The 24,651-nt window shown below is 73.4% G+C and carries 29 protein-coding genes and 1 other RNA gene; 10 read left to right on the top strand and 20 right to left on the bottom strand.

Annotated features, from left to right (window positions below):
- Window positions 1–2 precede the first annotated feature (2 nt).
- The 5 genes from tolQ to ruvB all read right to left on the bottom strand — a co-directional run bounded on the left by tolQ (window position 3) and on the right by ruvB (window position 4,213).
- The gene (gene tolQ, locus VQH23_RS17925; RefSeq protein ID WP_338662093.1) at window positions 3–767 is read right to left on the bottom strand and encodes a protein TolQ; all 765 of its coding nucleotides are present in this window, start codon (window positions 765–767) and stop codon (window positions 3–5) included.
- Between the two features lie 169 nt (window positions 768–936).
- Complete coding sequence (locus VQH23_RS17920) at window positions 937–1,365, bottom strand: YbgC/FadM family acyl-CoA thioesterase (RefSeq protein ID WP_338662092.1); 429 nt, start codon at window positions 1,363–1,365, stop codon at window positions 937–939.
- A gap of 88 nt (window positions 1,366–1,453) precedes the next feature.
- The gene (locus VQH23_RS17915; RefSeq protein WP_338662091.1) at window positions 1,454–2,599 is read right to left on the bottom strand and encodes an ABC transporter substrate-binding protein; all 1,146 of its coding nucleotides are present in this window, start codon (window positions 2,597–2,599) and stop codon (window positions 1,454–1,456) included.
- Between the two features lie 67 nt (window positions 2,600–2,666).
- The gene (locus VQH23_RS17910) at window positions 2,667–3,164 is read right to left on the bottom strand and encodes a hypothetical protein (RefSeq protein ID WP_338662090.1); all 498 of its coding nucleotides are present in this window, start codon (window positions 3,162–3,164) and stop codon (window positions 2,667–2,669) included.
- Window positions 3,161–4,213, bottom strand: coding sequence for a Holliday junction branch migration DNA helicase RuvB (ruvB, locus tag VQH23_RS17905; protein ID WP_338662089.1), 1,053 nt, complete (start codon window positions 4,211–4,213; stop codon window positions 3,161–3,163). The genes VQH23_RS17910 and ruvB overlap by 4 nt, the downstream gene beginning before the upstream one ends.
- Before the next feature lie 209 nt (window positions 4,214–4,422).
- Between ruvB and VQH23_RS17900 the strand changes: the two genes are divergently transcribed.
- The gene (locus VQH23_RS17900) at window positions 4,423–4,704 is read left to right on the top strand and encodes a hypothetical protein (RefSeq protein WP_338662088.1); all 282 of its coding nucleotides are present in this window, start codon (window positions 4,423–4,425) and stop codon (window positions 4,702–4,704) included.
- A gap of 117 nt (window positions 4,705–4,821) precedes the next feature.
- Window positions 4,822–5,562, top strand: coding sequence for an aquaporin Z (gene aqpZ, locus VQH23_RS17895; RefSeq protein WP_338662087.1), 741 nt, complete (start codon window positions 4,822–4,824; stop codon window positions 5,560–5,562).
- Window positions 5,563–5,619: 57 nt separating this feature from the next.
- Here the strand turns inward: aqpZ and ruvA are convergent, their stop codons facing one another.
- The 3 genes from ruvA to VQH23_RS17880 form a co-directional block, all read right to left on the bottom strand.
- Window positions 5,620–6,231 carry a Holliday junction branch migration protein RuvA gene (gene ruvA, locus VQH23_RS17890; protein ID WP_338662086.1) on the bottom strand — a complete coding sequence of 204 codons (612 nt, stop codon included), beginning with the start codon at window positions 6,229–6,231 and terminating at the stop codon, window positions 5,620–5,622.
- Window positions 6,232–6,340: 109 nt separating this feature from the next.
- Complete coding sequence (ruvC, locus tag VQH23_RS17885) at window positions 6,341–6,871, bottom strand: crossover junction endodeoxyribonuclease RuvC (protein WP_338666121.1); 531 nt, start codon at window positions 6,869–6,871, stop codon at window positions 6,341–6,343.
- A gap of 35 nt (window positions 6,872–6,906) precedes the next feature.
- Window positions 6,907–7,656 carry a YebC/PmpR family DNA-binding transcriptional regulator gene (locus tag VQH23_RS17880; RefSeq protein WP_338662085.1) on the bottom strand — a complete coding sequence of 250 codons (750 nt, stop codon included), beginning with the start codon at window positions 7,654–7,656 and terminating at the stop codon, window positions 6,907–6,909.
- 313 nt (window positions 7,657–7,969) lie between these two features.
- Between VQH23_RS17880 and VQH23_RS17875 the strand changes: the two genes are divergently transcribed.
- Both VQH23_RS17875 and arfB read left to right on the top strand, forming a co-directional pair.
- On the top strand, window positions 7,970–8,599 hold the full coding sequence (locus VQH23_RS17875; protein WP_338662084.1) for an MSMEG_1061 family FMN-dependent PPOX-type flavoprotein: 630 nt from the start codon (window positions 7,970–7,972) through the stop codon (window positions 8,597–8,599).
- 18 nt (window positions 8,600–8,617) lie between these two features.
- The gene (gene arfB / locus VQH23_RS17870; protein WP_338662083.1) at window positions 8,618–9,046 is read left to right on the top strand and encodes an alternative ribosome rescue aminoacyl-tRNA hydrolase ArfB; all 429 of its coding nucleotides are present in this window, start codon (window positions 8,618–8,620) and stop codon (window positions 9,044–9,046) included.
- A gap of 33 nt (window positions 9,047–9,079) precedes the next feature.
- Here arfB and VQH23_RS17865 read toward each other — a convergent pair whose 3' ends face one another.
- The 6 genes from VQH23_RS17865 to VQH23_RS17840 all read right to left on the bottom strand — a co-directional run bounded on the left by VQH23_RS17865 (window position 9,080) and on the right by VQH23_RS17840 (window position 14,337).
- Complete coding sequence (locus tag VQH23_RS17865; RefSeq protein WP_338662082.1) at window positions 9,080–11,659, bottom strand: mechanosensitive ion channel domain-containing protein; 2,580 nt, start codon at window positions 11,657–11,659, stop codon at window positions 9,080–9,082.
- A gap of 296 nt (window positions 11,660–11,955) precedes the next feature.
- Window positions 11,956–12,777, bottom strand: coding sequence for a TIGR00282 family metallophosphoesterase (locus tag VQH23_RS17860; RefSeq protein ID WP_338662081.1), 822 nt, complete (start codon window positions 12,775–12,777; stop codon window positions 11,956–11,958).
- On the bottom strand, window positions 12,774–13,385 hold the full coding sequence (locus tag VQH23_RS17855; RefSeq protein WP_338662080.1) for a 5-formyltetrahydrofolate cyclo-ligase: 612 nt from the start codon (window positions 13,383–13,385) through the stop codon (window positions 12,774–12,776). The genes VQH23_RS17860 and VQH23_RS17855 overlap by 4 nt, the downstream gene beginning before the upstream one ends.
- A non-coding RNA gene (gene ssrS, locus VQH23_RS17850) (6S RNA) lies at window positions 13,372–13,525 on the bottom strand. Before ssrS ends, VQH23_RS17855 begins: the two co-directional genes overlap by 14 nt.
- A gap of 86 nt (window positions 13,526–13,611) precedes the next feature.
- The gene (locus VQH23_RS17845) at window positions 13,612–13,941 is read right to left on the bottom strand and encodes a cell division protein ZapA (RefSeq protein ID WP_338662079.1); all 330 of its coding nucleotides are present in this window, start codon (window positions 13,939–13,941) and stop codon (window positions 13,612–13,614) included.
- Window positions 13,942–14,013: 72 nt separating this feature from the next.
- Complete coding sequence (locus VQH23_RS17840) at window positions 14,014–14,337, bottom strand: hypothetical protein (protein ID WP_338662078.1); 324 nt, start codon at window positions 14,335–14,337, stop codon at window positions 14,014–14,016.
- Between VQH23_RS17840 and VQH23_RS17835 the strand changes: the two genes are divergently transcribed.
- Both VQH23_RS17835 and VQH23_RS17830 read left to right on the top strand, forming a co-directional pair.
- Window positions 14,336–14,884, top strand: a complete 549-nt coding sequence (locus VQH23_RS17835; RefSeq protein WP_338662077.1) for a hypothetical protein — start codon at window positions 14,336–14,338, stop codon at window positions 14,882–14,884. The two genes, VQH23_RS17840 and VQH23_RS17835, sit on opposite strands and share 2 nt — an antisense overlap.
- Before the next feature lie 139 nt (window positions 14,885–15,023).
- Window positions 15,024–15,941, top strand: a complete 918-nt coding sequence (locus tag VQH23_RS17830; RefSeq protein ID WP_338662076.1) for a class I fructose-bisphosphate aldolase — start codon at window positions 15,024–15,026, stop codon at window positions 15,939–15,941.
- 138 nt (window positions 15,942–16,079) lie between these two features.
- On the opposite strand, the gene VQH23_RS17825 is transcribed toward VQH23_RS17830, so the two are convergent.
- On the bottom strand, window positions 16,080–16,388 hold the full coding sequence (locus VQH23_RS17825) for a hypothetical protein (protein ID WP_338662075.1): 309 nt from the start codon (window positions 16,386–16,388) through the stop codon (window positions 16,080–16,082).
- A gap of 184 nt (window positions 16,389–16,572) precedes the next feature.
- On the opposite strand from VQH23_RS17825, the gene thiE reads away from it, so the two are divergent.
- A complete protein-coding gene (gene thiE / locus VQH23_RS17820; protein WP_338662074.1) occupies window positions 16,573–17,196 on the top strand; it encodes a thiamine phosphate synthase in 624 nt (207 codons plus the stop codon).
- Between the two features lie 59 nt (window positions 17,197–17,255).
- Here thiE and VQH23_RS17815 read toward each other — a convergent pair whose 3' ends face one another.
- On the bottom strand, window positions 17,256–17,528 hold the full coding sequence (locus VQH23_RS17815) for a hypothetical protein (protein WP_338662073.1): 273 nt from the start codon (window positions 17,526–17,528) through the stop codon (window positions 17,256–17,258).
- Window positions 17,529–17,612: 84 nt separating this feature from the next.
- On the opposite strand from VQH23_RS17815, the gene VQH23_RS17810 reads away from it, so the two are divergent.
- Window positions 17,613–18,317 carry an FkbM family methyltransferase gene (locus tag VQH23_RS17810; protein ID WP_338662072.1) on the top strand — a complete coding sequence of 235 codons (705 nt, stop codon included), beginning with the start codon at window positions 17,613–17,615 and terminating at the stop codon, window positions 18,315–18,317.
- Window positions 18,318–18,336: 19 nt separating this feature from the next.
- On the opposite strand, the gene VQH23_RS17805 is transcribed toward VQH23_RS17810, so the two are convergent.
- The 3 genes from VQH23_RS17805 to epmA all read right to left on the bottom strand — a co-directional run bounded on the left by VQH23_RS17805 (window position 18,337) and on the right by epmA (window position 21,988).
- Complete coding sequence (locus tag VQH23_RS17805; RefSeq protein ID WP_338662071.1) at window positions 18,337–19,473, bottom strand: tellurite resistance TerB family protein; 1,137 nt, start codon at window positions 19,471–19,473, stop codon at window positions 18,337–18,339.
- A gap of 92 nt (window positions 19,474–19,565) precedes the next feature.
- The gene (locus VQH23_RS17800; protein ID WP_338662070.1) at window positions 19,566–20,774 is read right to left on the bottom strand and encodes a hypothetical protein; all 1,209 of its coding nucleotides are present in this window, start codon (window positions 20,772–20,774) and stop codon (window positions 19,566–19,568) included.
- A gap of 155 nt (window positions 20,775–20,929) precedes the next feature.
- Window positions 20,930–21,988, bottom strand: coding sequence for an EF-P lysine aminoacylase EpmA (gene epmA, locus VQH23_RS17795; protein ID WP_338662069.1), 1,059 nt, complete (start codon window positions 21,986–21,988; stop codon window positions 20,930–20,932).
- Between the two features lie 67 nt (window positions 21,989–22,055).
- On the opposite strand from epmA, the gene VQH23_RS17790 reads away from it, so the two are divergent.
- The gene (locus VQH23_RS17790) at window positions 22,056–23,165 is read left to right on the top strand and encodes a lysine-2,3-aminomutase-like protein (protein ID WP_338662068.1); all 1,110 of its coding nucleotides are present in this window, start codon (window positions 22,056–22,058) and stop codon (window positions 23,163–23,165) included.
- Window positions 23,166–23,244: 79 nt separating this feature from the next.
- A complete protein-coding gene (locus tag VQH23_RS17785) occupies window positions 23,245–23,616 on the top strand; it encodes a hypothetical protein (protein WP_338662067.1) in 372 nt (123 codons plus the stop codon).
- Between the two features lie 72 nt (window positions 23,617–23,688).
- On the opposite strand, the gene VQH23_RS17780 is transcribed toward VQH23_RS17785, so the two are convergent.
- On the bottom strand, window positions 23,689–24,609 hold the full coding sequence (locus VQH23_RS17780; RefSeq protein WP_338662066.1) for a manganese catalase family protein: 921 nt from the start codon (window positions 24,607–24,609) through the stop codon (window positions 23,689–23,691).
- Window positions 24,610–24,651 lie beyond the last annotated feature (42 nt).

Below are 24,651 nucleotides of genomic sequence, written 5' to 3'. Positions count from 1 at the left end.
CCCTAGACCTGCGCCGGCTGCCGCGGGGGAGCGTTCGGCGGGGGCGCCGCCGGCGCCTCGTCCGCCTGGCGGGAGAGGATGGCGCCGAACTCCGTCGCGAAGCCCTCCAGCCGCCCGGTGAAGCGCGACAGGTCCGTGTTGATCTTGTTGTAGGCCAGCACCGCCGGGATGGCCGCCACCAAGCCGATGGCGGTGGCGAACAGCGCCTCCGCGATGCCCGGCGCCACCACGGCAAGGTTCGTGTTGTTCATCCCCGCGATGGCGGAGAAGGAGTTCATGATGCCCCAGACCGTGCCGAACAGCCCGATGAAGGGCCCGACGGAGCCGACGGAGGCGAGAAAGGTCATCCACTTCTCCAGCCCGTCCATCTCGCGGTTGATGGCCACGTTCATGGCCCGGTCCGCCCGCTCCTTCATCCCCGTCATGGCCAGCGCGCCCGTCAGGCCCATATCGGCCGCCCGCGACCACTCCCGCATGCCCGATCCGAAGACGGCGGCCATCGGGTGCGTCGGCCGCTCCCCCTCCGTGCGGTAGAGGTCCTCCAGGCTGCCGCCGGACCAGAACTTGTCCTCGAAGGCGTCGGCCGCGCGGTTCACCCGCCGCATCGTCGTCCACTTCTCGAACACCACGGCCCAGACCCAGACGCTGGCGAGAAGCAGCCCGATCATCACCGCCTTCACGATCCAGTCCGCCTGGAGGAACAGCCCCCAGAGCGAGAGGTCGTGCCCGGCCGCGGCCAGGTTCTGCGCAGTCACACCACCGTTCACGGGCGGCCTCCTCGTTCACGCGCCCGCACCGAGCGCCATCCCCTGGCGCCCCCCGGCGCCCCCCAGGCCCTCTCGGGCCACACCATCATCCCCGCCGGAACCTGCCCGGCCGGGAAAGCGGCAATGCGGCAGCCCCGCCACCGCAAAGCCCAACTTCGCCCGGCCAAATTCAGCCGGCCGCCGGACCGGAAGCCGGCGCCGGCCGCAGCGCGGAGCGCCAGGGCTCCGGCAACGGCACCGGCCGCAGGCTCTCCCGGGAGACGCAGACCAGCCCGACCGTCAGCCGCGCCAGCACGCCCCCGTCTTCCGCCACCACGTCCTGCCCCACATCCAGCGAGGCGGCCCCCGCCTTCAGGATCCGCGTCTCGATGAACACGAGGTCATCCAGCCGCGCGGGCCGCAGATACGCCACTTCGATGCGGCGCACCACAAGCAACGAAGCATGACGTTCCATCAAAAGATGATGCGGCAACCCTATGTCACGCAAGGATTCCGTTCGCGCCCGCTCCGCCCAGCGGAGATAGTTGGCGTGGTAGGCCACCCCGCCGGCGTCGGTATCCTCGAAATAGACGCGGATCGGATAGCGGTGCACGGCCATGGCGCCCGCCCCTAGCGCCATTCGTCGCGTCCGCCCAGGGGGGCCGCAGAGCCGATCCGCGTCGCCGCACCCCCCGTCGGGGTGAGGATCAGAGCTCCGTCCAGAACGTCCCTTCATAGGGCACCGCCGAGAAGTCCCGGTTGATCGTCGCCAGGGTAGCCGCCGGGTCCAGATCGGCGAAAAGCTCCGGCCGGATCGCCCGCGCCATCGCCTCCAGCTGCACGATGTTCGCGGCCAGGGCGTTGAAGTAGTTCCACATCCCAAGCGCCCGCCGCGATCGCGCCGCCGGCAAGGCCGAGAACTCCGGCGCCCGCAGCACCCGCTCCAGGCTGGCCCGCGCCACCTCGGCAGGCGCCCCCGGCCCCACCTGGATCCCCGCCGCGTCGCCCGGCGCGTAGAGCCCCGTCCCGATGAACACCTCCGCCTCGGAGAGCAGCACACGCTCCATCGCGATGCTGCCGCCGCGCGGATTGCCCGTCAGCCCCTCCGCCACGTTCCGCGCGCCGAGCATGGCGAGGAACTCCCCGTCGCCGCCGCTCGCTCCCGGGGACCAGCAGCAGGGCCAGCGGCCCGGGAAGGCGGCCAGCAGCACGCGCGGCCCCTGCCCGCCCGCCTCCGCCACCCGCCGCGCGATCCGGTCCCGCCGCTCCTCGTAGAAGCGCGCATAGGCCTCCGCCCTCTCCTCCGCGCCCAGCACCGCCCCGAGCAGGCGGATGCTCGGGAGCGTGTTGCGGCCGGGCTGCTGGAAGATGTCCATGTAGACCACCGGCACCCCCGTGCCCTCCAGCAGCTCCACCGCGCGCCGCATCTCCGGCAGGTTCGCCTGCCAGGTGCTGAGGATCACGAGGTCCGGCCGCAGCGCCAGGGCCCGCTCCGCCGGGAAGCCCTGGCCCACCGCGGCCGTCAGCCTGGGGATCCGCTCCAGCGCGGGGAAGCGGCGCTGATACGTCGCCTCGCCCGCCGGGTTCACCTGGGCCAGCTCACCCCCCATCCCGACGACGATGGAAACAGGGTCCGGTAGGATCAGCCCGAGGTTCAGCAGCTGGAACCCTTCGCCGAGAAGGACCGCGCGGGGCGGTGCCGTCACCGTCACCTCACGGCCGAGCAGGTCCCGCACCCGGCGCGGCCAGCCCCCCTGCGCGCCCGCCTGGGCCACCGCGCGCCCGGCCGCGAGAGCCACCGGCGCCCCAAGCAGGGCGCGGCGCGGAAGGCTGGGGATCGTGGCTGCGGTCACGGCGCGGTTCCGGCTGATGCGAACGGCTCGCAGGTAACGGCCCTCGTGCCGCCCCGCAAGCCTTGGGTCAGCCCGCTATCCCGCCCCGGCCGAGGACAGGCGGCGCACCGGAACGCCCGGCCGCACGCGGCGTCAGGAGAGGCCCCTCAAGGCTCAGCACGGCGCAGAGCGGTAGCGGGCCGCCCGGCCCTGCCCTCAGAGGACGGGGATCCTGCCCCTGCTCCGGCCGGACGCCCACCTTCACCTCACCGATCCGCAGCACGGGCCCCGCCATCACGGCGGAAAGAAGGCGCCCGAGGATCCGGGCCTCCTCCAGCGCGTCCGGAAGGCGGACGCCGAGCAGCACCCGAAGTCGGATCGGCGTGGCGGGCGCTGCACCCGGCCCAGCCGCCATACGGCCGGGAAGCGCCCCGCCCTGCGAGGGAAGGATGCTCACCTCAATGAGCCGCAGCCCCACGCCCTGCCACTCCGCGGCTGGCGCCCCGGAAGGGTAGAAGTGCACGGAACCCACCTCCGGATCGCCGGAGAGCAGGTGCTGCAGCGCGACGAGGGCGTCCTCGATCATGGGGCCGGATCCTCCAGCAGGTCCCCCTGCGCGGCCAGCGCGTTGCGCGGCGGCGTCAGTCCCAGGTGCTTCCACCCCGGCAGCCCGAGCACCCGCCCGCGCTGCGTCCGCAGGATCAGCCCCTCCTGGATGAGGTAGGGCTCGATCACCTCCTCCAGCGTGTCCCGGCTCTCCGCCAGCGCCGCCGCCAGCGTCTCCACCCCCACCGGCCCGCCGCCGTGGTGGTCGGCCAGCCGCCGCAGGTAGCGCCGGTCCATCGCGTCCAGCCCCAGCCGGTCCACCTCCAGCCGCTCCAGCGCCGAATCCGCCAGCGCCCGGTCCGCCGGCCGCCCCGCCACCGCCGCGAAGTCCCGCACGCGCCGCAGCAGCCGGCCCGCGATGCGCGGCGTGCCGCGGCTGCGCCGCGCGATCTCCCGCGCGCCGTCCGCCGTCAGCTCGAAGCCCAGCTTCTGCGCCCCCCGCGCCACGATCCGCTCCAACTCCTCCGGCGTGTAGAACTGAAGCCGCAGCGGAATGCCGAAGCGGTCCCGCAGCGGCGTCGCCAGCAGCCCCGCCCGCGTCGTGGCGCCCACCAGGGTAAAGGGCGGCAGGTCGATCCGCACCGTCCGCGCCGCCGGCCCCTCCCCGATGATGAGGTCGAGCTGGAAGTCCTCCATCGCCGGGTACAGAGTCTCCTCGATCGCCGGCTGCAGCCGGTGGATCTCGTCGACGAAGAGAACGTCCTTCGGCTGAAGGTTCGTCAGGATCGCCGCCAGGTCCCCCGCCCGCTGCAGCACCGGGCCGGAGGTGGCGCGGAACCCCACCCCCAGCTCCCGCGCCACGATCTGCGCCAGCGTGGTCTTGCCCAGCCCCGGAGGCCCGAAGAGCAGCACGTGGTCCAGCGCGTCCCCGCGCGCCCGCGCCGCCTGGACGAAGACGGACAGATTCTCCCGTAGGGCGGGCTGGCCGGTGAAGTCCGCCAGGGTCTGCGGGCGAAGCGTGGCTTCCGCCGCGTCCTCCTCCTGCCGGTGGCCGGCGGTGATCCGTTCGTCGCTCGTCGGGGGGCTCATGCAAGGGAACATAGCGTGACCGCCCGCCCCTGTCGCGACCGCCCGTCGTCCTCCACTCCCGGCCTCAGCCAAAGGCAGCCTCGACACCGGCAGCGACCGCGTAAACCTCGCTTTCATGTTCGGCGGTGCAGGCTGCGGCGCCATCCCCGGCCGGGCCCGGGGACCAGAGGGAAGGATTCCCCACCCAACCTCTCCTCCCGGAGCCCAGCATGTCCGCCGACATCGGCAACCTCGTCTTCTACCTCGTCCTGCTGCCTCTGGTGGCAGCGGTCGGGTCCATCGCCCTCGGCATCCTCGCCACCGCCATCGCGGAGCCCTGGGCGCGGCGGTCCCGCTCCGCGGCCGCCGCCCGGACCCGTGCTCCCGCTGCCGCGCCCTCCACCCCGAATGCTCCGCAGGGCGTCGGCTCCCTTCCGCAGAACCCTGCCGCAAGGAGTCCCGGCCCGGCTCACGGAACGCAGGCACCGCTCACGACGCTGAAATCCGCCTGAGCGCCCGCCCGCACCCGGGCAGGCGGCGAGGATTTTCGTTACGATCAATCACTGTTTTCATTGCGTTCTTGCTGGTGCGGAACCTAGGCTCGCCGCGGGAACCAAAGGAACAGGGCCATGCAGAACGACATGGCGCGGCGCCTCGCCGCGGAGTTCATCGGCACCTTCTGGCTCGTGTTCGGCGGCTGCGGGGCCGCCGTGCTCGCGGCGGGCTTCCCCGCCCTCGGCATCGGCTTCACCGGCGTCTCCCTCGCCTTCGGCCTCACCGTGCTCACCATGGCCTACGCGGTCGGCCACATCTCCGGCGGGCACTTCAACCCGGCCGTCACCCTTGGCCTCTGGGCGGCGGGGCGCTGCGCCAACCGGCACGCGCTACGCTACGTCGTCACCCAGGTCGCCGCGGCGATCGTCGCGGCCGGCACGCTCTGGCTCATCGCCTCCGGCAAGGCGGGATGGGAACCCGGCGCCTTCGCCAGCAACGGGTACGGCGAGCTCAGCCCCGGCGGCTATTCGATGTCGGCCGCCTTCGTCGCGGAAGCGCTGCTGACCTTCCTGTTCCTGCTCATCATCGTCGGCACCACCTCGAAGGGGGCGGCCACGGGCTTCGCCGGCATCCCGATCGGCTTCGCGCTCGTGCTCATCCACCTCATCTCCATCCCCATCACCAACACCTCGGTGAACCCGGCGCGCAGCACGGGGCCGGCCCTCTTCGCGGGCGGTGCCTATGTCGGGCAGCTCTGGCTGTTCTGGGTCGCGCCGGTGCTGGGCGCCATGCTGGCCGGCCTGCTGGCCCGCAGCCTCTATGAGCCCTCCTCGATCGAGGACACGATCGTGGTCGAGCAGCGCCGGGCCGAGTAGGGTCCCGGGGGGAGGCCGCCCGCACCCTGCGGAAGGGCCGGCGGTTCCGCCCGGCCGCTAGCGCGGCGCCATCTCCTTCAGGCTCTCCCGGATCAGGGTGTTCAGGTCCGCCCCCTCCCCGATCCGGTCCTGCACCCGCGCCACGACGGAGGCCGCCTCCGGCCGCCGCCATCCCAGGTTCAGCAGGGCCGAGACGGCATCCGCCGCCGCGCCCCGCTCCGGCCCCACCGGCGCGGCCGGCACCGCGAAGGCGGCATCGCCGGTCGGCATTCCCCCGACCTTCTCCCGCAGCTCGCTCAGCAGCCGGATCGCCAGCTTCGGCCCCACGCCGGGTGCCCGGGTCAGGCTGCCCCGGTCCCCGGCCACGATCGCCCCGGCCAGGTCGCGCGGCGACAGCGCGGAGAGCAGCCCCAGCGCCACCTTCGGCCCCACGCCCTGAATGCCCGTGAGAAGCCGGAACCAGTCCCGCTCCGCCGCGTCGGCGAAGCCGTAGAGGGTGATCGCGTCCTCCCGCACCACCGTCTCGATCCAGAGCGTCCCCACCCCGTCCGCCGGCAGCGCGGAGACCGCGCGGGATGAGGCGGAGACGAGGTAGCCCACTCCGTTCACGTCGAGGATGCACCCGCCCTCATGCACGGAATCCAGCCGCCCGCGCAGCTTGCCGATCATGCCCCGCCTCCGATGACCGGAGGGCGAAGCCCGGAGGTCTGAATCGGAGGCGACAACCAGTCTCCGATGACCGGAGGGCGGTGCCCGGAGGTCTGAGTCGGCGGCGCCCTCATGCCGTCTGGTACCCCCGCGCCAGCGCCATCCGGGTGCTGCGGTGGTTGGCGTGGCAGATGGCGATGGCCAGCGCGTCCGCCGCGTCCGCCCGCCGGATCACGGCGCCCGGCAGCAGCCGCCGCACCATGTCCTGCACCTGCACCTTGTCCGCGTGGCCGGTGCCGACCACGGCCCGCTTGATCTCCATGGCCTGGTACTCGGCCACCACCACGCCCAGCAGCGCCGGCGCCAGCAGCACCACGCCCCGCGCCTGGCCCAGCTTCAGCGCCGCGCCCGGGTTCTTGTTGACGTAGGTGTGCTCCACCGCCGCCTCGTCCGGCCGCATCTCCTCCACCAGCGCCGTCAGCGCCCGGTGGATGGCGCAGAGCCGGTCCGCCAGCGGCAGGTCCGCCTTCGTGCTCACCACCCCGTCGCCCAGGTGCCGCAGGCGGGACCCGCTGCTCTCCACCAGCCCCCAGCCCGTGTGCTGAAGCCCGGGGTCCAGCCCGAGGATCCTGACAGACCCGACGCCGCCCGCCCGATTCACGTTCCGCGGCTCCGCCGCTGCACGATCGGGCGGGGTCAAGCCGTCAGCTTCTCCAGGATCTCGTCCGGCACGTCGAAATTGGCGTAGACGTTCTGCACGTCGTCGTGGTCGTCCAGCGCGTCCACCATCTTCAGCACCCCGCGCGCGGCCTCCTCGTCCAGCGGCACGCTGGCGTTCGGGCGCCACTCCAGCTTCGCGCTCTCCGCCGGGCCCAGCTTCGCCTCCAGCGCGTCCCGCACCTCGAACAGGTCCGCGATGGCGGTGCGGATCGCGTGCCCGTCCTCGTCCGTCTCCACGTCCTGCGCGCCGGCCTCGATCGCCGCCTCCAGCACCGAATCCGCATCCCCGGCAGAGGGCGGGTAGCGCACCACCCCCTCCCGCTCGAACTGGAAGGCCACCGAATTGCTCTCCCCCAGCGCCCCCCCGTTCTTGGAGAAGATGGAGCGCAGGTCGGAGGCGGTGCGGTTCCGGTTGTCCGTCAGCGCCTCCACGATCACGGCCACGCCGCCGGGCCCATAGCCCTCGTAGCGCACCTCGTCGTAGTTCTCGGTGTCGGCGCCCTGGGCCACGCGCTTGATGGCGCGCTCCACCGTGTCCCGCGGCATGTTGGCCACCAGCGCCGCCTTCACCGCCGCCCGCAGGCGCGGGTTGTGCGCCGGGTCCGGCAGCCCCTGCTTGGCGGAGACGGTGACCTCGCGGATCAGCTTGCCCCAGGCCTGGGCGCGCTTGGCGCTCTGCGCGGCCTTGCGGTGGGCGATGTTCTTGGCGTGCGAATGGCCGGCCATGCCTGGCGTCCTGTTCTTTCTCGGGCGGCGGCGCGCCGGCCCGGAAGGAAGCCGGGTGCCGCGCGCCGGCCCGCCGGGGCCAGGCCCCCGGGCAGGTGGGGACGGCCCGCGCGGCGGGGCTGGGAACCCCTATCCTACACCGCCGCCGCCGCCCCGCGCCACCCGGGGCAGCGCCCCGCGCGGGGGAAGGCAGCGCCCCGCGCTCCCCGTGGCAGCGCCCCGGCGCCCCAGATGGCGCTTGCCCCCGCCGCCCGGACGCGCTTCACCCTGAGAGGCACCCGCAGCCGCCACCGCCCCTCGTGCCGAGGTTCCCATGGACGCAAACCCCGCCGCCCACCCCTTCGACGTCACCTCGCACGAGGCGCTCGCCACCCTCTACGACGCCCCCCGGCCCGTGGTGCTCGCCAAGGCCACCGACCGGATCGAGGGCAAGAGCGCCGCCTTCATCGCCGCCTCCCCCTTCCTCGTCCTCTCCACCGTCGGCAACCGCGGCCCCCACGCCACCCCGCGCGGCGACGCACCGGGCTTCGTCGCCCTCCTGGACGAGAAGACCCTCGTCCTGCCCGACCGCCGCGGCAACAACCGCATCGACGCGCTGCGCGACGTGCTGGACGACCCCCGCGTCGCCCTCCTCTTCCTCGTTCCCGGCATGGGGGAGACGCTGCGCGTCCACGGCACCGCCCGCATCAGCACCGATCCCGAGCTGCGCGGGCGCCTCGCCATGGGCCGCGCGGTGCCGCCCACCGTCCTCGTCGTCTCCGTCACCGAGGTCTTCATGCAGTGCCCCCGCGCCCTGCTGCGCGCGGAACTCTGGGCCGGGCGGGAGAAGCCGGCGGGCGCCCCCACCGGCGGCGAGATGATCGCCGAGCACACGAAGGGCGCCTACGACCAGAAGGTCTACGACAACGAGACCGCCCCCTACTGCGCCGACAACCTCTACTGAACCGCCACCGCTGACACCGTGCCCGACCTCCGCATCTCCCGGAGCCTGACGGTCCCCGAGGCGGCGCTGGAGGAGAGCTTCATCGCCGCCTCCGGCCCCGGCGGGCAGAACGTGAACAAGGTGGCCACCGCCGTGCAGCTCCGCCTGCACACCGCCCGCATCCCCGGGCTGAGCGAGCGCGTCATGGCGAATCTCCGCGCCCTCGCCGGCCGCCGCATGAATGAGGAGGGCGTCCTTCTCCTCGTCTCGCGGGAGCACCGGACGCAGGATCGGAACCGCGAGGCCGCCCGCGCCCGGCTGGAGGCCCTGCTGCGGGAGGCCTCGGCCCCTCCCCCACCGGTCCGCCGCCCCACCCGCCCCACGCGCGGCAGCCAGGAGCGCCGCCTGGCCGAGAAGGGGGCGCGGGCCGGCATCAAGCGCGACCGCGGGCGCATCCGGGACGAATAACCCGCGGGACGGATAAACCCCCGGGACAACAACCTACTGCGTGTTGCCCAGCGCCGCGGGCGGCGGCGAATCCTTCCTCGCTCCGGCCGCCTGGCCCGCCGGCTCCGGCTGCCTCTCCTCCCGTCGCCTCTCTTCCTTCCCAGGCAGCACCGCCTCCGCCTCGGCGGGCGTCCGTGCGAACCGCGAGAGGATCACGCTCTGGGCCGGCACCGCGATGGCGATCCCCAGCTCCTCGAAGCGCCCCTTGATGCGACGGTTGAACTCGCGCTGCACGCCCCAGCGCCCGGTGTCCGTGCAGGGCATCTGCCCCAGCACGGTGAAGGTCGCGCCATCCACCTTGTCCACGCCCCAGAGCGAGAAGTCGTCGAGGATGCTGTCCTTGAAGGCCGGATCCTCGCGCATCCCCGCCCCGATCTCCTTCAGCACGCGCCCCACCCGGTCCGGATCCTCGGAGAAGGCGACGGTCACGGAGACCGCGGCATTGCCCCGGCCCTTGTTCGTGTTCGTCACGGTGGTAACGGAGCTGAACGGGATCACGTGCACCGATCCGTCCCCGGCGCGCAGCCGGATGGTGCGGATGGAAAGGTTCTCCACCGAGCCCGACAAGCCGGAGACCGTCACCCAGTCCCCCACCTGCATCGTGTTCTCCAGCAGCAGGAAAATGCCGGTGATCACGTCCTGCACCAGCTTCTGGGACCCGAAGCCGACCGCCACGCCGAGGATGCCCGCCCCCGCCAGCAGCGGCGCGATGTTCACCCCGAGCTGCGAGAGCGCGGTGAAGCCCACGATCGCCACGATCAGCACCAGCAGTGTGGTGTGCAGCAGCGGCAGCAGCGTGCGCAGCCGGGCCGATCGCGCGCGCTCCCCACGCTCCGACATCTCCACGATCTTGCGGTCGATCCAGGCGTTCACCCCCTCCCAGATCACCACCGCCAGCACCCCCGCGACGGCCAGGATGAGCGCGGAGGCTGCCACGCGCTGCCCCAGCCCTCCCTCGCGGAATGATTCCATCACGTCCACGCCCCAGACCTGCAGCAGGGCGAGCACGGTCACGGCGCCGATCGCGGCGGAGATACCGCGCCGGAGCAGCGGCACGTAGCGGTTCGCCCGCCCCTCCAGCAGCGGCAGCCGCTGCGCCGTCTCCGCTTTGATCCGGAACGCGCGGTCCAGCAGCCCGAGCACCGTCACCGCCACCAGCCGCGCCACCACCAGCACCGCGACGGTGGCGCCGACATAGCGCAGCAGCAGCCCGTAGCCGTTCTCGATCCGCAGCGCCCACACGAACCAGAGGGCGAGCAGCAGGAAGATCGCGACGATGTGCCACACCCGCGCCAGCCAGCGCCGCGCCAGCGCCAGCCCGCCAGCGGCCCCCGGCGGCGCGTCGATCAGCGCCGCGATGCCGCGGCGGCACTGCAGCACCACCACGATCAGCAGCAGGTGATTCAGCAGCACCACCAGCTTGGCGGCGGATTCGTAGGCCGCGGGGTAGAGCCCGAGGATGCGCGCGATCTCCAGCGCCGCCATGCCGTAGATGGCGATCCCCGTCACACGCCCCAGCCACACCTCGGCATAGGCCGCCGTCTCGTCGGACATGCGGAACAGCCGCAGGAAGCGCGACCTCGGCGAGAAGACGGCGCAGCCCGCCGCCATGATCACGTGCTGGATCACGAAGGCGTTCACCGCCGCGATGATGATCAGCGGCGTCACGCCCCCGTCGCCCAGCGGCGTGGCCAGCAGCAGGTTCCCCACCAGCGCGAAGACGCCGATCGGGACCAGCTCCAGCACCAGCTTGATCCCGGCCAGCGGCGCCCGCTGCATCAGCCGCAGCTCCGCCTGGCTCGCCACGCGCGGCGCGTCAGTAGCGGAGGCCACGGTGCGCCGCGCCACCGCCTTGTCCACCGCGCGCCGCTCCAGCGCGGCCAGCGGCCGGCGCATCGCGCGCCGCAGCACCCAGCGGGCACCCCAGGCCAGGGCCAGCACCACCGCCAGCCGCCAGGCAACATCGAGGATGGCCGACTGCGCGAAGGGGTTGCTGGCCGTCCGCACCAGCCACATCCAGGCCAGCGGCAGGCTGGAGACCGTGGCCCCCACCGCCGCCAGATGGCCGGACAGGGCGGAGAGCCAGCTGGAGAGGGCGGCGATGATCTCCGCCAGCAGGCTGTCGGAGGTCAGAGAAACCTTGTCCCCCGCCGGGGCCGCTGCCGCCGCGGGAACTGCCGGTGCTGGAGCTACCGGTGCCGAGTTTGCCGGTGCCGCTGCCGTGGTACCCGGGGCGGCCACCCCCGCAGCGGGGGCTGGCGCGCCCGCTCCGCCCGGCACTACGCCTGCCACGGCGCGCAGCGCGTCCAACACCTGCTGCCGGCGGGCGTCGTCGCCGAGGATGCTCAGCGCGTTGCGCGCCTGCTCCGGCGTCAGCGCCTCCATCCCCCCGGCCGTCACCCCGCCCATGGCCACGCCCGGCTGCGCCCGGGCGGCCCCGGCGAGGAGCGCCAGCGCCGCGACCATGACCAGCAGGACACCTCCCCGGCGCCCCCGGAGGCGCCCGCTGACCTGATCACCGCCGGGGGAATTCGGCCGAGCAAAGGGGTTCAGGGCAAGGAGAAGCTTCTGCATTCCGTGGAATTCTCCAGGGGTCGTTCAGGCCGCGCCCTTTGAGGCGCGTCGGGCCGAAACCCAGGGGCGGACGAGGGCCGCAGGCCCCCGCACACGTCACGTCCGGCCGCCCCGCCCCGCCCCGTGGGCGCAAGCATGGTCCGGCACGGCAGACACCTTCCGCCGGCAGATGGGCCGCGGGGCGCACTCGGCGGAAAAGCGGCCGAAGGGGGCTCTTGGTTGCAGTTGCGAAGGCGGAAGAGGAGTCTCCGGCGCGCCGGGAGCCCGCGCCCAGAGCCCGCGCCCAGAACCCGCGCTCAGAATCCTGGCATGATCTGGGAGAGCCGCCCGCCCAGCCGCACCGGCCCGATCCGGACGGCCAGCCCCGTCGCGTCGTCCGTCTCCGCCAGCACGCCGCAGAGCGTCGCCTCGCCCTCCGCCGGCGCCAGCCGCTCGCTCGGCACCTTGCGCCAGAAGCGGATGGAGGCCCCGGCCTTCCCCATGCCGATCACGCTGTCGTAATCGCCGCACATCCCGGCATCGCTCACATAGCCGGTGCCGCCCTCCAGCACCTGGTGGTCGGCGGTCGGCACATGGGTGTGGGTGCCGCAGATGAGGCTGACCCGCCCGTCGAAGGAGTGCCCGAAGCCGAGCTTCTCGCTCGTCGCCTCCGCGTGGATGTCCACCACCACCGCCTGGACGGAGCCGTTCGCCCCCATCGTATGGCGCACCAACTCCGCCTGCGCCGCGCGGAAAGGGTCGTCCAGCGGCTCCATGAACAGCCGCCCCATCACCTGCATCACCAGCGCCCGGCCGCGGCCCGGCACCTCCACCACCGTCGCCCCGCGCCCGGGCGTGCCGGGCGGGTAGTTCATCGGCCGGATCAGCCGCGCCTCGCCCTCGATGTAGGGCACGATCTCCTTACGGTCCCAGGCGTGGTTGCCGAGCGTCAGCACGTCGGCGCCGGCCTCCAGGAAGGCCCGCGCCATGTCCGGCGCCAGACCGAAGCCGTGGGAGGCGTTCTCGGCGTTCAGCACCACGAGGTCGGCCAGCAGGTCCCGCCGCAGCCCCGGCAGGCGCGACACCACCGCGTCCCGCCCCGCGCGCCCGACCACGTCGCCCAGAAAGAGGATCCTCAACCCGCCGAAACCCCGAACCGCATCACGCCAAGCTCCGTCGCTACCGCGTCCAGCGGCGCGTCATGCGGCCCGCAGGGCACGCTGTCCATCTCCTGGCAGGCGAAGGCCACCCCGAGCGTCCCCGCGCCCGGCAGGGCCACGAGCGTCCGGTCGTAGTAGCCGCCACCATAGCCAAGCCGCCGCCCCGCCCGGTCGAAGGCCAGCAGCGGCACGATGAGCCAGTCCGGCACCAGGGCCGGCGCGTCCTCTCCCGGTTGCAGGGTCCCGAAAGGCCCCTTCGCCATGGGGTCGCCGAAGGCAAAGGCCCGGAAATCCAGCGGCAAGCCGCGCTTCGGAGTGCGCGGCAGGCAGAGCCGGTGCGCCCGCCCCTCCAGCGCCCGCAGCAGCGGCCGGACGTCGATCTCGTGCCCCATGGGCCAGAACCCTGCCACCACGGCGCCCGCCGGCGGCGGCGCGTCCCGCAGCACATGGGCGGCCAGGGCCGGGCCGGTGCCCGCCGCCTCGGCGCGCGCGCGCCGGGCCTGGGCCTCCTCGCGCGCCACGATCTTCGCCGCGCGGAGGGCGGCGCCGTCGCCGGTACCGGAAGGGGAAAGGTGCGGAGCCGCCATGACCGCTGGCGATTCGTCCTCCAAGGCCTGCTAACGCAGGTGGGCGCCAGGTATCCGGACCAGGGCCCGGACAGAGCCAGCTCCCGGAGGGTGCTTATTGGCCCAGGGGATGATGTGCCTGGCGCGAAAGGCAGCCCCGCCGGACCTATCTAGTGCCGCGCCCGCCCTTCCGCCAGACCCCCCAGTGCCAGAGCCCCGGCGCCAGAGCCCCGGCACCAGGCCGGCCTCAGCCCTTTCCAAGGTCGGAGGCGATTCCCTCGATCCGCTCCGCCACCCGCGCCAGCCGCTCCGCCAGCCGCGGGTCCGTCGGCGCCGCCGGCGGCAGCATCCCCGCCCGCGCCTGGGCGAGCTCCACCTTCAGGTCGTGCACCTCGTCCGCCAGCAGGAGGGAGGCGAGCAGCAGCAGCCTCGGCTCGCCGTAGGACCCGCCCATGGTCCGCACGGAGGAGACGCGGCGGTCCACCTCCGCCGCCAGGGCGACGAGATGCGCCTCCTGCCCGTCCTCGCAGGATACGGGATGGCTGTAGCCGCCGACGCGAACCGTCACCTGTCCCAAAGCCTAGCCCTCCAACGCCATCCAGAATCGCCTGCGAAAAACCGCCGGGCCCGAACCGCCCGGCCACGCCCGCTACCCGAGATTCGGGCCGGAGGGACCGCTTCTGCCGCCCTCCTCCTCCGACAGCCCGGCCTCGTCGAACCCGGCCTCGTCACCCATCCCCTCCTCGCCGAGGCCTTCGCCCAGGCCCTCGTCGGAGAGGACGGCGGAACCCTCGGGCAGCGCCGCGCGCAGCCGGGCGATCGTCGCCTCCAGCCGTGCGGAGAGCGCCGCCACCTCCTCGACCGGCACGCCCGCCGGGGCAGGCTGGCCACGCGGCACCGAGGCCGCCGCCCGCGCCAGCCGCTCCACCGCCGCTTCCAACCGTGCGGCCGCCTCTGCCAGGCTGTCCGACATGCCGCTCCCAACCTCCGCACCCGCACCGGACGGCGGGCCAAGCCTCACGAACGACCCGCCGCAGGCCGGCCTGACACGTCAGCGTGATGGCTTTACCGGTCCCCTCGCAAGGGGGTCAACCGCGCCCCCGCCCGCCATCCGCTTCCATTCCGCCGACGAGGCGGCCGCCGCCCTCGCCCTGGCCCCTGCCGGCGGCGTGCTCCTCCTCTCCGCCCCCGGGGCCGCGGCCTGGCCCGGCGCGGCCGTGGTGGCCGCCATGGTCGCCCGCGCCGCCACCGCCCATCCCGATGCCTCCTACCTGGCGGCGCTGGACTGCGGCAGCGCCCCCGGCCTCGCGCTGGACGCCCTGCGCCAGGGCTGGCGCCTGCTGATCCTGGACCCGTCCCACCCGTCCTTCCCCGCCCTGCACGCCGCGGCGCAGGAGGTGGGCGCCACCCTCTGGCGCCAGGCCCCGGAGGCGCTGGACCTCGCGCGCCTCGACCTGCGCCGCCCCGGCGGCCGCGCCCTGCTCGCCCGTCATCTTGGCGCCGGGGTGCCGGATCCCTGACCCGCCCCTGGCAAGGGCCGGAACCCGCCTCCTCCCCGCGGCGCCCTCCCCCCGGCCCGTAACCCCCGGCCCGTGACAAGGTCCGCGCCCTGCGGCTTACTCCGGCCCCGCCCACGGCCCGGCAGAGGAGGAACGCCCCATGCAGCTCACCCCACAAGTCCGCGAAATCCTCGGCTGGTACGAGAGCGACAACCCCGGCACCAAGACCAACCTCGCCCGCATCCTGATGGAGGGAAGGCTCGGCGGCACCGGCCGCATGGTCATCCTGCCCGTGGACCAGGGCTTCGAGCACGGCCCCGCACGCTCCTTCGCTCCCAACCCCGCCGCCTACGACCCGCGCTACCACTTCGAACTGGCGATCGAGGCCGGGCTGAACGCCTACGCCGCCCCGCTCGGCATGATCGAGGCCGGCGCCGCCACCTATGCCGGCGCCATCCCCACGATCCTGAAGGTCAACAGCAGCAACTCCCTCTCCACCACCAAGGACCAGGCCGTCACCGGCACGGTGGCGGACGCGCTGCGCCTGGGCTGCTCCGCCATCGGCTTCACCATCTATCCGGGCAGCGAGTACCAGTTCGAGATGATGGAGGAGCTGCGCGAGCTGGCGGAGGAGGCCAAGGCCTCCGGCCTCGCCGTGGTGGTCTGGAGCTACCCGCGCGGCCCGATGCTGGACAAGACCGCCGAGACCGCGCTCGACATCTGCGCCTACGCCGCGCACATGGCCGCCCTTCTCGGCGCCCACATCATCAAGGTGAAGCCGCCCACCGAGGCCATCTCCCTCGACGCCGCGAAGAGGACCTACGAGAAGAGCCCGGTGCCCGACATCGGCACCCTCTCCGGCCGCATCGCCCACGTGGTGCAGGCCTGCTTCGGCGGCCGCCGCCTCGTCGTCTTCTCCGGCGGCGAGTCCGGAACGAGCGAGGCCATGGTGGAGATGGCGCGCGGCATCCGCGCCGGCGGCGGCAACGGCTCCATCATCGGCCGCAACACCTTCCAGCGCCCCAAGGCGGAGGCGCTGAAGCTGCTGTCGGACATCATCGACGTCTACAAGGCCTGAAGCAGCACAAGGGACAGTCCGTTCGGGGCGCGCCGCCGCGGCGCCGCGCCCCGGACAGCCGAAGGCGAACCCAAGCGTCGTCCCACCTTCCGCAACGCCGCGACCCCCGCGCTTCGGAGGAGGAGCCCCTTGGCCGGATCAGTGAATCCTGAAGCCCGGACGGCTGGCGACAAGCGCCTCGGCCGTCTCCCTGCTGCGTAACTCGAGCCACGGACAGGGCGACAGCCCCAGGTGGCCGGTCGCTTCCGCGTAGAGCCAGTCCGCGATCTCGTCGACGGACGCTTCCTGGTCCATCAGCATGACATAGGCCCGACCAACATAGGCATCGTACTCGCCATGAGCGTTCGGAGCATCTCGGACGCCGATGGGATCCCATACGTCCAGCATGATCTGACGGACCACCTCCCGGTTCTCCCGGGACCGATACTTGTCGCGTCCGTTCGGCATGTCGTCACGATCCTGGTTCGGGTCCGCAGTGCGAGCAGACAATTCATTTCGAGATCGCTACAATAGTGCCTTGCGCGCGCAAGCGCAAACAGCTCCCCCTCAGCACAACCGGGCCGGCACGCGTGGCGGCGACGGAGACGTGGTATCACCGCCCCATACCCGCCCACCGGACCGACTCACGCACATGCCCGACTGCCGCCTTTACCTCATCACCCCGCCTCGCATCGACCTCGCGACCTTCCCGGACAGCCTCGCCCGCGCCCTCGACGCCGGCGACGTCGCCTGCCTCCAGCTCCGCCTGAAGGAGGCCCCGGAGGACGAGGTGCGGCGCGCCATCGACGCGCTGCTGCCCGTGGCCCAGTCCCACGACGTCGCCTTCCTACTGAACGACAACGCCGAGCTCGCCGCCCGCAGCGGCTGCGACGGCGCCCATCTCGGCCAGGAGGACGGAGACCACGAGCGCGCCCGGCGCCTGCTGAAGGACGGCACGCTCGGCATCACCTGCCACGCCAGCCGCCACCTCGCGATGGAGGCCGGGGAACTGGGCGCCGACTACGTCGCCTTCGGCGCCTTCTTCCCCACCGGGACGAAGGAGGCAAAGCACAAGGCGGAGCCGGAGATCCTGGAGTGGTGGTCGAACCTCTTCGAGATTCCCTGCGTCGCCATCGGCGGCATCACCGCGGAGAACTGCGCCCCCCTCGTCCGCGCCGGGGCCGATTTCCTCGCGGTGGTCGGGGCGGTGTGGAAGCACCCCGAGGGCCCCGCCGCCGGGGTGCGTGCGATGAACGCCGCCATCGCCGCGGCCTGAAAAGCCGAAGGCCGCGCCCCCTTCCGGGAACGCGGCCTTCGAACCGGAACCGCCCGGCGTCAGCGGACGATGGCGACGCCCGGGTTGCGCGTGCCCTGCGGCGTGATGGAGCCGGCCGGCGCCGTCTGCTCCGGCATCGGGGCCGGGGCACCCGGGGCACCCTCCAGCACCATTCCGCCGCCGTTGTAGGCGCGGTCGGAATCGGCGGTGCGCCCGCCGCGGTCGATCGGCGGGCCGGGGGAACGGCCGGTGCTGCTCCGGCCGTCGTACATGTTGGCCATCGCCGGGCCGGCGAGGAGCGCGGCGGCGGCCGCGAGGGCGAGAACGCGCATGGTGGACCTCCGTGATCGTCCCACCCCCAACGCCACCCCCCTTTCGCGGTTGCAGCCCCGCCCGGCCGCCGCCAAGTCGCGGCCATGGACGAGCTGACCTTCCTCACCGCCCTCCACCGCCCGGGCACGCTGGTGGATGTGGGCGCGCATGACGGCCTGCTCGCCCTGCCCCTTGCCGCCCTGCCCGGCGCCCGAGTGATCGCCTTCGAGCCCCTGGCCGAGGCCCGCGGCAGGCTGGCCGCGCGCGCCCCCGGCCTCACCCTCCGCGCGGAGGCGCTGGGCGAGGCGCCCGGCACGATCGACCTCTCCGTCCCCGTGCTGGACGGCGCGCCGCAGTGGCAGTGGGCGAGCACCGCGAAGAGCTTCTCCGCGCATGAGGGGCCGCGCCTCGCCGTCCGGCGGCGGCCCGTCCCCGTCATCGCGCTGGACAGCCTCGCGCTGCCCGACGTCACCGCCATGAAAATCGACGCGGAGGGCGCCGAGTACGCCGCGCTGCGCGGCGCGCGGACCACCCTGGCGCGCTGCCGCCCCGTGCTGACACTGGAACTGGAGGAGCGCCATGCGGAGGGCTGCACCTGGGCCGTGCCCGCCTTCCTCGACGCGCTGGGCTACGAGACCTGCTTCGCCCATGAAGGCCGCTGGCACCCCATGGAAGCGCTGCACCGCCCGACCATGCAGCGCGCCAGCCCGGATCCCGCGGTGTTCGAGGCTTCGGACCCCTACGTCTTCAACTTCTACGCCTGGCCCGTGGAGCGCGCGGCGGAAGCCCGCGCGCTCCTTCCGACATAGGCCCGCTAGCTCTGGCCGGCTAGCTCTGGCCGCCGAGCTCGCCGGACTGCACGAGCTGCTGCGCCTCCGCCGCCTGCGCGTCCAGCGACTGCCGCAGACCGGAGGCCAGCCCCAGCCGATGCGCCAGCGCGTCGAGATAGGCCCGCTCCGCCGCCGTGTCCGGCTCCGCCACCAGGCGGGAGACCATGTAGATCTCGGACTTCTGCGCGTCGGTCCGAGCCATCGCCGCCACGGCAGAGGGGTCGACCGGCGCGTCCAGCGCCTGGAACACGAAGCCCTTCGCCTCGGCGTCCAGCCCCAGCCGCTCCACCTCGTCGAAGATCCGGCCGCGCTCCTCCTCGTCCAGGTGCCCGTCCGCCTTCGCCGCCGCGATCATCGCGCGGATGAGGGAGAGGCCGAAGGGCTGCCCGTCCGCCCCCGGCGCGTCGTCCCGCGCGAACTCCGCGGGCGGCGGCACGGCGGGCGCCCCGTTGGCGGACGGGGCACCGGACCACGGCCCGGAGGAGGGCGCCGGCGCCTGCGCGCCGCCGAACCCGCCTCCTGCCTGACTCCCAGTCTGACCACCCTGCTGGCCCTGCGATTCCTGCCACTGCTTCCACGCGCGGTAGGCCAGCGTGCCCAGCACGGCCATGCCGCCCATCTTCAGCAGCCCGCCGCCGCCGCCTCGCCGGCGACCGCCGAGAAGGGAGCCGAGCAGCCCGCCCGCCGCCGCGGTGCCGATGCCACCGCCGAGCATTCCGCCCAGCCCGCCGCCCAGCCCGCCACCCAGCCCGCCACCCAGCCCGCCACCCAATCCACCACCGGTCCCGCTGCCCGCGGACCCGCCAAGGCTGCCGATCGGCCCGCCGAAGAAGCCGCCGCCGCTCCGGTCGCTGTCCTGGTCGCCCGCCCGCCCCGGAGAGGCCACGGCGCCGCCGGTGTCGCGATCCCGCCCGAGGCTGCCAATGGGCCCCCCGAACATCCCGCCGCCGCGCGACCCGCCCCCGCCGCCGAGGCTGCCGATCCCGCCGCCGAGCAGCCCGCCCAGCACGTCCCGCAGCGACCCGCCGCCTCCGCCACCGAGGCTGCCAATCCCGCCGCCCCCGCGTTGATCCGTCCCGCGCCCGCCCGAGCCCCCTCCGAGGAACCCGTCCAGCAGCCCTTTCGTGTCGAACATCTGCGCCTCTCCCGATCAGACCCGGGAAACGCCGCAGCCGGCGCTTCGATGCGCCGCGCCCTTCCGTTCCCCAAGCCCCCCGGGGATCCGCCTCAGGCCGCCGTCCCCGCCCAGGCGGCCCCGCGCGCCAGCCCGGCCTCCGCCTCCCGCAGCAGCGCCGCGAAATCCTCCGCCGCGCCCGGCCCGGTGGCCATGCCCACCCGGAGCTCCATCCCCGGCCCCTCCCGGAAGGGGTCCTCTGGCCCCAGCCGCTCCGGGACCAGCCGAGGCAGGTCATCCGCCAGGCGCCGCGCGGCGGCCGGCGGGATCCCCTCCAGCAGCAGCGCGAAGCCCCGGGCGCCGTGCCGGAACACCAGGTCGTCCGCCCGCAGCGTCCCCGCGAGGGCCAGCGCCAGGTTGCGCAGCGGCACCGCCCCCTCCGGCCCCGAGGCTTCCACCAGCAGCAGCGCGAGTCCCCGCCCCCGCCGGCGCGCATGTCGGAACCGCTCCGCCCCCACCGCCCCCAGCAGGTGGGAGGAGATCGTCCCCGTCGCGGGATCCTTCTGCAGCCCGCGCTCCGCCGCCAGCCGCCGCCGGTAGGTCAGCAGCTCGAAGAGGTCGCCCAGCGGCCGGCGCATCCCCGCGTCGCCCCGCGTCTCGAAGTGCCGGAGATAGGCGGCCAGCAGCGCGCCATAGACCAGCGCCGCCCCCATCTTCGCCGCCCAGCCGCCGAACAGCGCCGCCAGCGGCACCCCCGCCACCAGCCGCAGCACGCCGAAGAAGGCGAGCTGGTCGAAGCTCAGCACCGCCGCCAGGCAGAGGACGATCCGCATCATCTGGCGCCCGCGGAACAGGGGCGCCACCGCCTCGTAGAGGAGGAGGAGGAGCAGGCTGTCCACGAAGAGCAGCAGCGTGCCCCAGACCATCAGCACGCCCATCTCGTCGATGAAGGCGAGGTTCAGCGGCGCGCCGCCGAAGCTCGCCGGCGTGTAGAGGCGCAGGAGGAGGCAGGTGACGACGACGATGAGATTGCCGATCAGCAGCCCGTAGACCGGCTGCCGCACCGCCTCCGCATCCTCCTTCACGTAGAGCAGCAGCACCATCGCCAGCTTGCCGGAGAAGAGCACCACGGAGCCCGGCGAGATCAGCCCGAAGGGCAGCCGGATGAAGAAGACCGCGGCCAGGTACGTCTCCAGGAAATGCATCACCCCCAGGGCGCAGACGAAGACGCCCGTCCCGAGAGCGCCGCGCGCCCGGAACAGGGCCGCCATCGTGCCGAAGTACAGCACGGCCTGGAGAAGCAGCAGCGCGGCCCCGCTCAACGCGCGGGCGTCCCGTGCCAGTGAACCCTTCGCTCAGGAATCACGCGCCCACCCCGTGCCGCTCCGGAGAGCATGCCGGAGGAACGTGGAAAATCAACCCGAGGTTGTTCGGCGCGAAAATGTCACGTCCGGTGGCCGAACCCAGACCTCCGCCCTCACTCCGCGGAACCGAAGGGCCATCCACTCAGCCAGCGCACCTCCTCCAGGCTCGGCACCCCGGCCGCCAGCATCGCCAGCCGGTCGAAGCCCAGCGCGATCCCCGCCACGGGCGGCATCCCCTGGCGCAGCGCTGCCAGGAAGTCCGCGTCCACCGCCCAGCCCGCGCCGTAGAGCGCCTCCCGCTCCGCCACGTCGCGGGCGAAGCGCGCGGCCTGCTCCTCCGGGTCCAGCAGCTCGTCGAAGGCGTTGCCCAGTTCCAGCCCGGCCGCGAATACCTCGAAGCGCAGCGCCGCGCGGGGATCGGCCGGGTCCCGCCGCGCCAGCGCCGCCTGCGGCGCCGGCCAGTGCGTCAGGAAGGTCCCCCGCCCGCGCCCGAGCGCAGGCTCCACCTGCTCCAGCATCAGCCGGAAGAACAGGTCCTCCCACCCCAGCTCCTCCGACACTGAAAGCCCCGCCGCCCGCGCGGAGGCCGCCAGGGCTGCCGCATCCCCCTCCGCCGTCGCGGGATCGACGGAGGCCAGCACGTCCACCCCCACCCGCGCGAAGGCCTCCGCCACCGTCACCCGCTCGAAGGGAAGGGACAGGTCCGTCTCCACCCCCGCATGGGCCACGCGGGGCGGCAGCACGGCGCGCAGATAGCTCTCCACCGCGTCCATCAGCCCCTCCAGCCCGGCGCCGAGGAGATAGACCTCCAGCATCGTGAACTCCGGCGCGTGGCGGGGCGAGACCTCGCCGTTCCGCCACACCCGCGCCAGCTCAAACACGCTGCCCGCGCCCCCCACCAGCAGCCGCTTGATCGCCAGCTCCGGCGAGGTCCGCAGCCACAGCTCCTGCCCCTCCCCGCGCCCGAGATGCGGCTCGAAGCGGCTGCGGAACCCGTGCAGGTGCACCTCCATCCCCGGCACGGGCACGAGGCAGGGCGTCTCCACCTCGGTGCACCCCCGCGCTTCCCAGAAACCGCGCGTCTCCCGCGTCAGCGCCGCCCGCCGCCGCAGGGCCGGCAGCCGCGCCGCCAGGGACTCCGGGTGCCAGGCGGGAAAGGGGTCATGCGCCACGCTCGGGCCTCCGTTCCGAAGGGCATCCCGTGACACAACCACCCGCTCCGGGCTACCAGCCCCCGCCATGCCCGACGGCTTCCCTTCCCCCCAACCTCCTCCAAGCGAACCGGTCACCCGCCCCCTGCGGGACGCGGATGCCCTCGCCGCCGCCGGCCTCGTCGCGCCCGCCTCCCTGCCCGCGCTCCGCGCCGTGGCCGCGCGCTACGCCGTCTCCGTCACCCCCGCCATGGCCGCGCTGATCGACCCGGCCGACCCCGCCGACCCCATCGCCGCCCAGTACCTTCCCCACCCGGCCGAGCTGGACGCCACCCCGCTCGAGCTGGAGGATCCGATCGCCGACGGCCCCCACTCCCCGGTGAAGGGCGTCGTCCACCGCTACCCCGACCGCGCCCTGCTGAAGCCGCTCCTGGCCTGCCCGGTCTACTGCCGCTTCTGCTTCCGGCGGGAGCAGGTCGGCCCCACCGGCGGCGTGCTGGACGAGGCGGATCTGGATGCCGCGCTGGACTGGTTCGCCGCCCACCCGGAGGTGCGGGAGGCCATCCTGACGGGCGGCGACCCGCTGATGCTCTCCCCCCGGCGCCTGGGCCACATCATGCGCCGCCTCTCGGCCATGCCCCACATCGGCATCATCCGCCTGCACACCCGCGTCCCCGTGGCGGACCCCGCGCGCGTGAACGCCGCGCTGGCGGAGGCGCTGGACACGGAGACCGCCCTCTTCCTCTGCCTGCACGCCAACCACGCCCGCGAGTTCACCGGGGAAGCCCGCGCGGCGCTCCGCCGCCTGTCCCGCGCCGGCGTCGCCCTCCTCGGCCAGGCCGTGCTGCTGCGCGGCGTGAATGACACGGCGGAGAGCCTGGAAGGCCTGCTCCGCACCATGCTGGAGCACCGGGTGAAGCCCTACTACCTGCACCAGCTGGACCGCGCCCCCGGCACCGCCCGCTTCGAGGTGCCCATCGCGGAAGGGCGCGCCCTGCTGGCCTCCCTGCGCGGCCGCGTCACCGGCCTCGCCTGGCCCACCTACGCGCTGGACCTGCCGGGCGGCCAGGGCAAGGCCCCGATCGGCCCGGACTTCGCGGAGCGCGCGGAGGGCGGGTGGAAGGTCCGCGGCCCCCTTGGCGGCGGCCACTTCCAGGCGGATGCGGCGTCGCCCGAAGGCGATCCGGCCGCGGGCTGAGCCCCGCGCAGGCCGCCCACGTCCCAGGCCGATCCTGGCGCGCTATGCTGCCGGGAACGCCACGAAACACGGGGATTCGATGGAAGGTGTTCACACGCCGCTGAAAGCCGCCTTCGCGGAGGCGCGCGCCGCGCGCGACATGGGCACGGTCCTGCCCGTGTTCCTCCGCTCGCCCCTCTTCGTGGTCGCCGTGGCGGAAGGCGAGCGGCTGGAGCCCTTCATCACCAAGTCGCCCATCCCCGACCGGATGTGCGTGACGGTCGCGGAGAGCCGGGAGGCGCTCGCCAGCGTCCCCGCGCACCTCGTCCATCCGATCGGCATGGACCGGCTCCTCCGCTGCATCATCGGCACCTGGGACATCGTCGTCACCTACCCCGACGGCGGCGACATCCTGCAGGCCGAGTACGTGCCCGATCTGCGCGACATGCTCGCCAGGACAGGGGGCGCCTGACCCGCCCCGGTCAACGAGAAAAGGCCCGGGCAGCAAGCGCTGCCCGGGCCCCGTCACCTCACCCGAAGGCGCTCAGCGCGACTTCTGGTACAGCTTCGTCGCGATCTCGAACATCTCCTCCGGCGCGTAGTCCGGCGTGAAGGCAGAGGGAACGCCCGTCAGCTGGTGGATCTTGCCGCCCTCGGGCATGCCGTCCACCACCGTCAGCTCGCCCGGCGGATCGCCCGGCAGCGCCTGCTCGCCATTCCCCCAGACGCCCGCGATCTCCTTGTAGTCGTTCGGGCTCCAGGTATAGAGCCGGCGGTGCGAGCCCTCCTGCAGGTACTTCTGGCACTCCGGGATCTTGCCCAGCGGGATGTTCGGCGTCGGCAGGAACTTCTCCAGCTCCACGCCCGTGATCTGCTTCAGCGCCAGCGCGTAGGCGTGCGCGTGGACGGAGCCGCGGACGAGGAGGTAGCCGCAGACCTCGCGGCCCGTCGGGTCGGACAGGGTCTCATAGACGCGCAGCTTGTGCAGCCGCGCGCCGCATTCCAGGTGGAAGTTGTGCAGCAGGTCCACCACCACGTTGCCCGTGGTCGTGATCATGTCGTTGTTCCACGACATGGAGTTGCTGTTCACGGGCATCGCGCCGCCCGCGCCCGAGAGGAAGGAGGCGGCGGACCGGATCTCCTTCATCGCCTCGAAGGGCGTCATGGAGATATCGCCGCCGTCACCAGCATCGCCGCCGGGCACGTCCGGGCCGTTGTTCAGCATGGCCACGCCGTTGCTGACCAGTTCCACATGCCCCAGCTCCTCCGCCGTGATGGAGGCGACGAGGCTGTAGAAGGGCCGCAGCTTGTCCTTGGAGCGGAAATTGAAGCTCTGGAACATGTAGTTCCCGAGCGTGGACATCTCGCCGTACTTGCCGCCCAGCAGCTCCTGCAGAGCCGCGCCCGCGTTGGGGTCCTGCTTCTTGGGCGGGGGCAGCTCGGCCTGGAGCTTGTCGACGCGCATAAACATAGGTTGGCCTCCAACGACGGGGGTTGCGTCGAAGAA

Origin of the sequence: Pararoseomonas sp. SCSIO 73927 (assembly GCF_037040815.1) — a bacterium.
Classification (GTDB): domain Bacteria; phylum Pseudomonadota; class Alphaproteobacteria; order Acetobacterales; family Acetobacteraceae; genus Roseomonas.
Note: the sequence above shows the minus strand (reverse complement) of the source record. Positions and strands in the feature narration are given on the sequence as shown.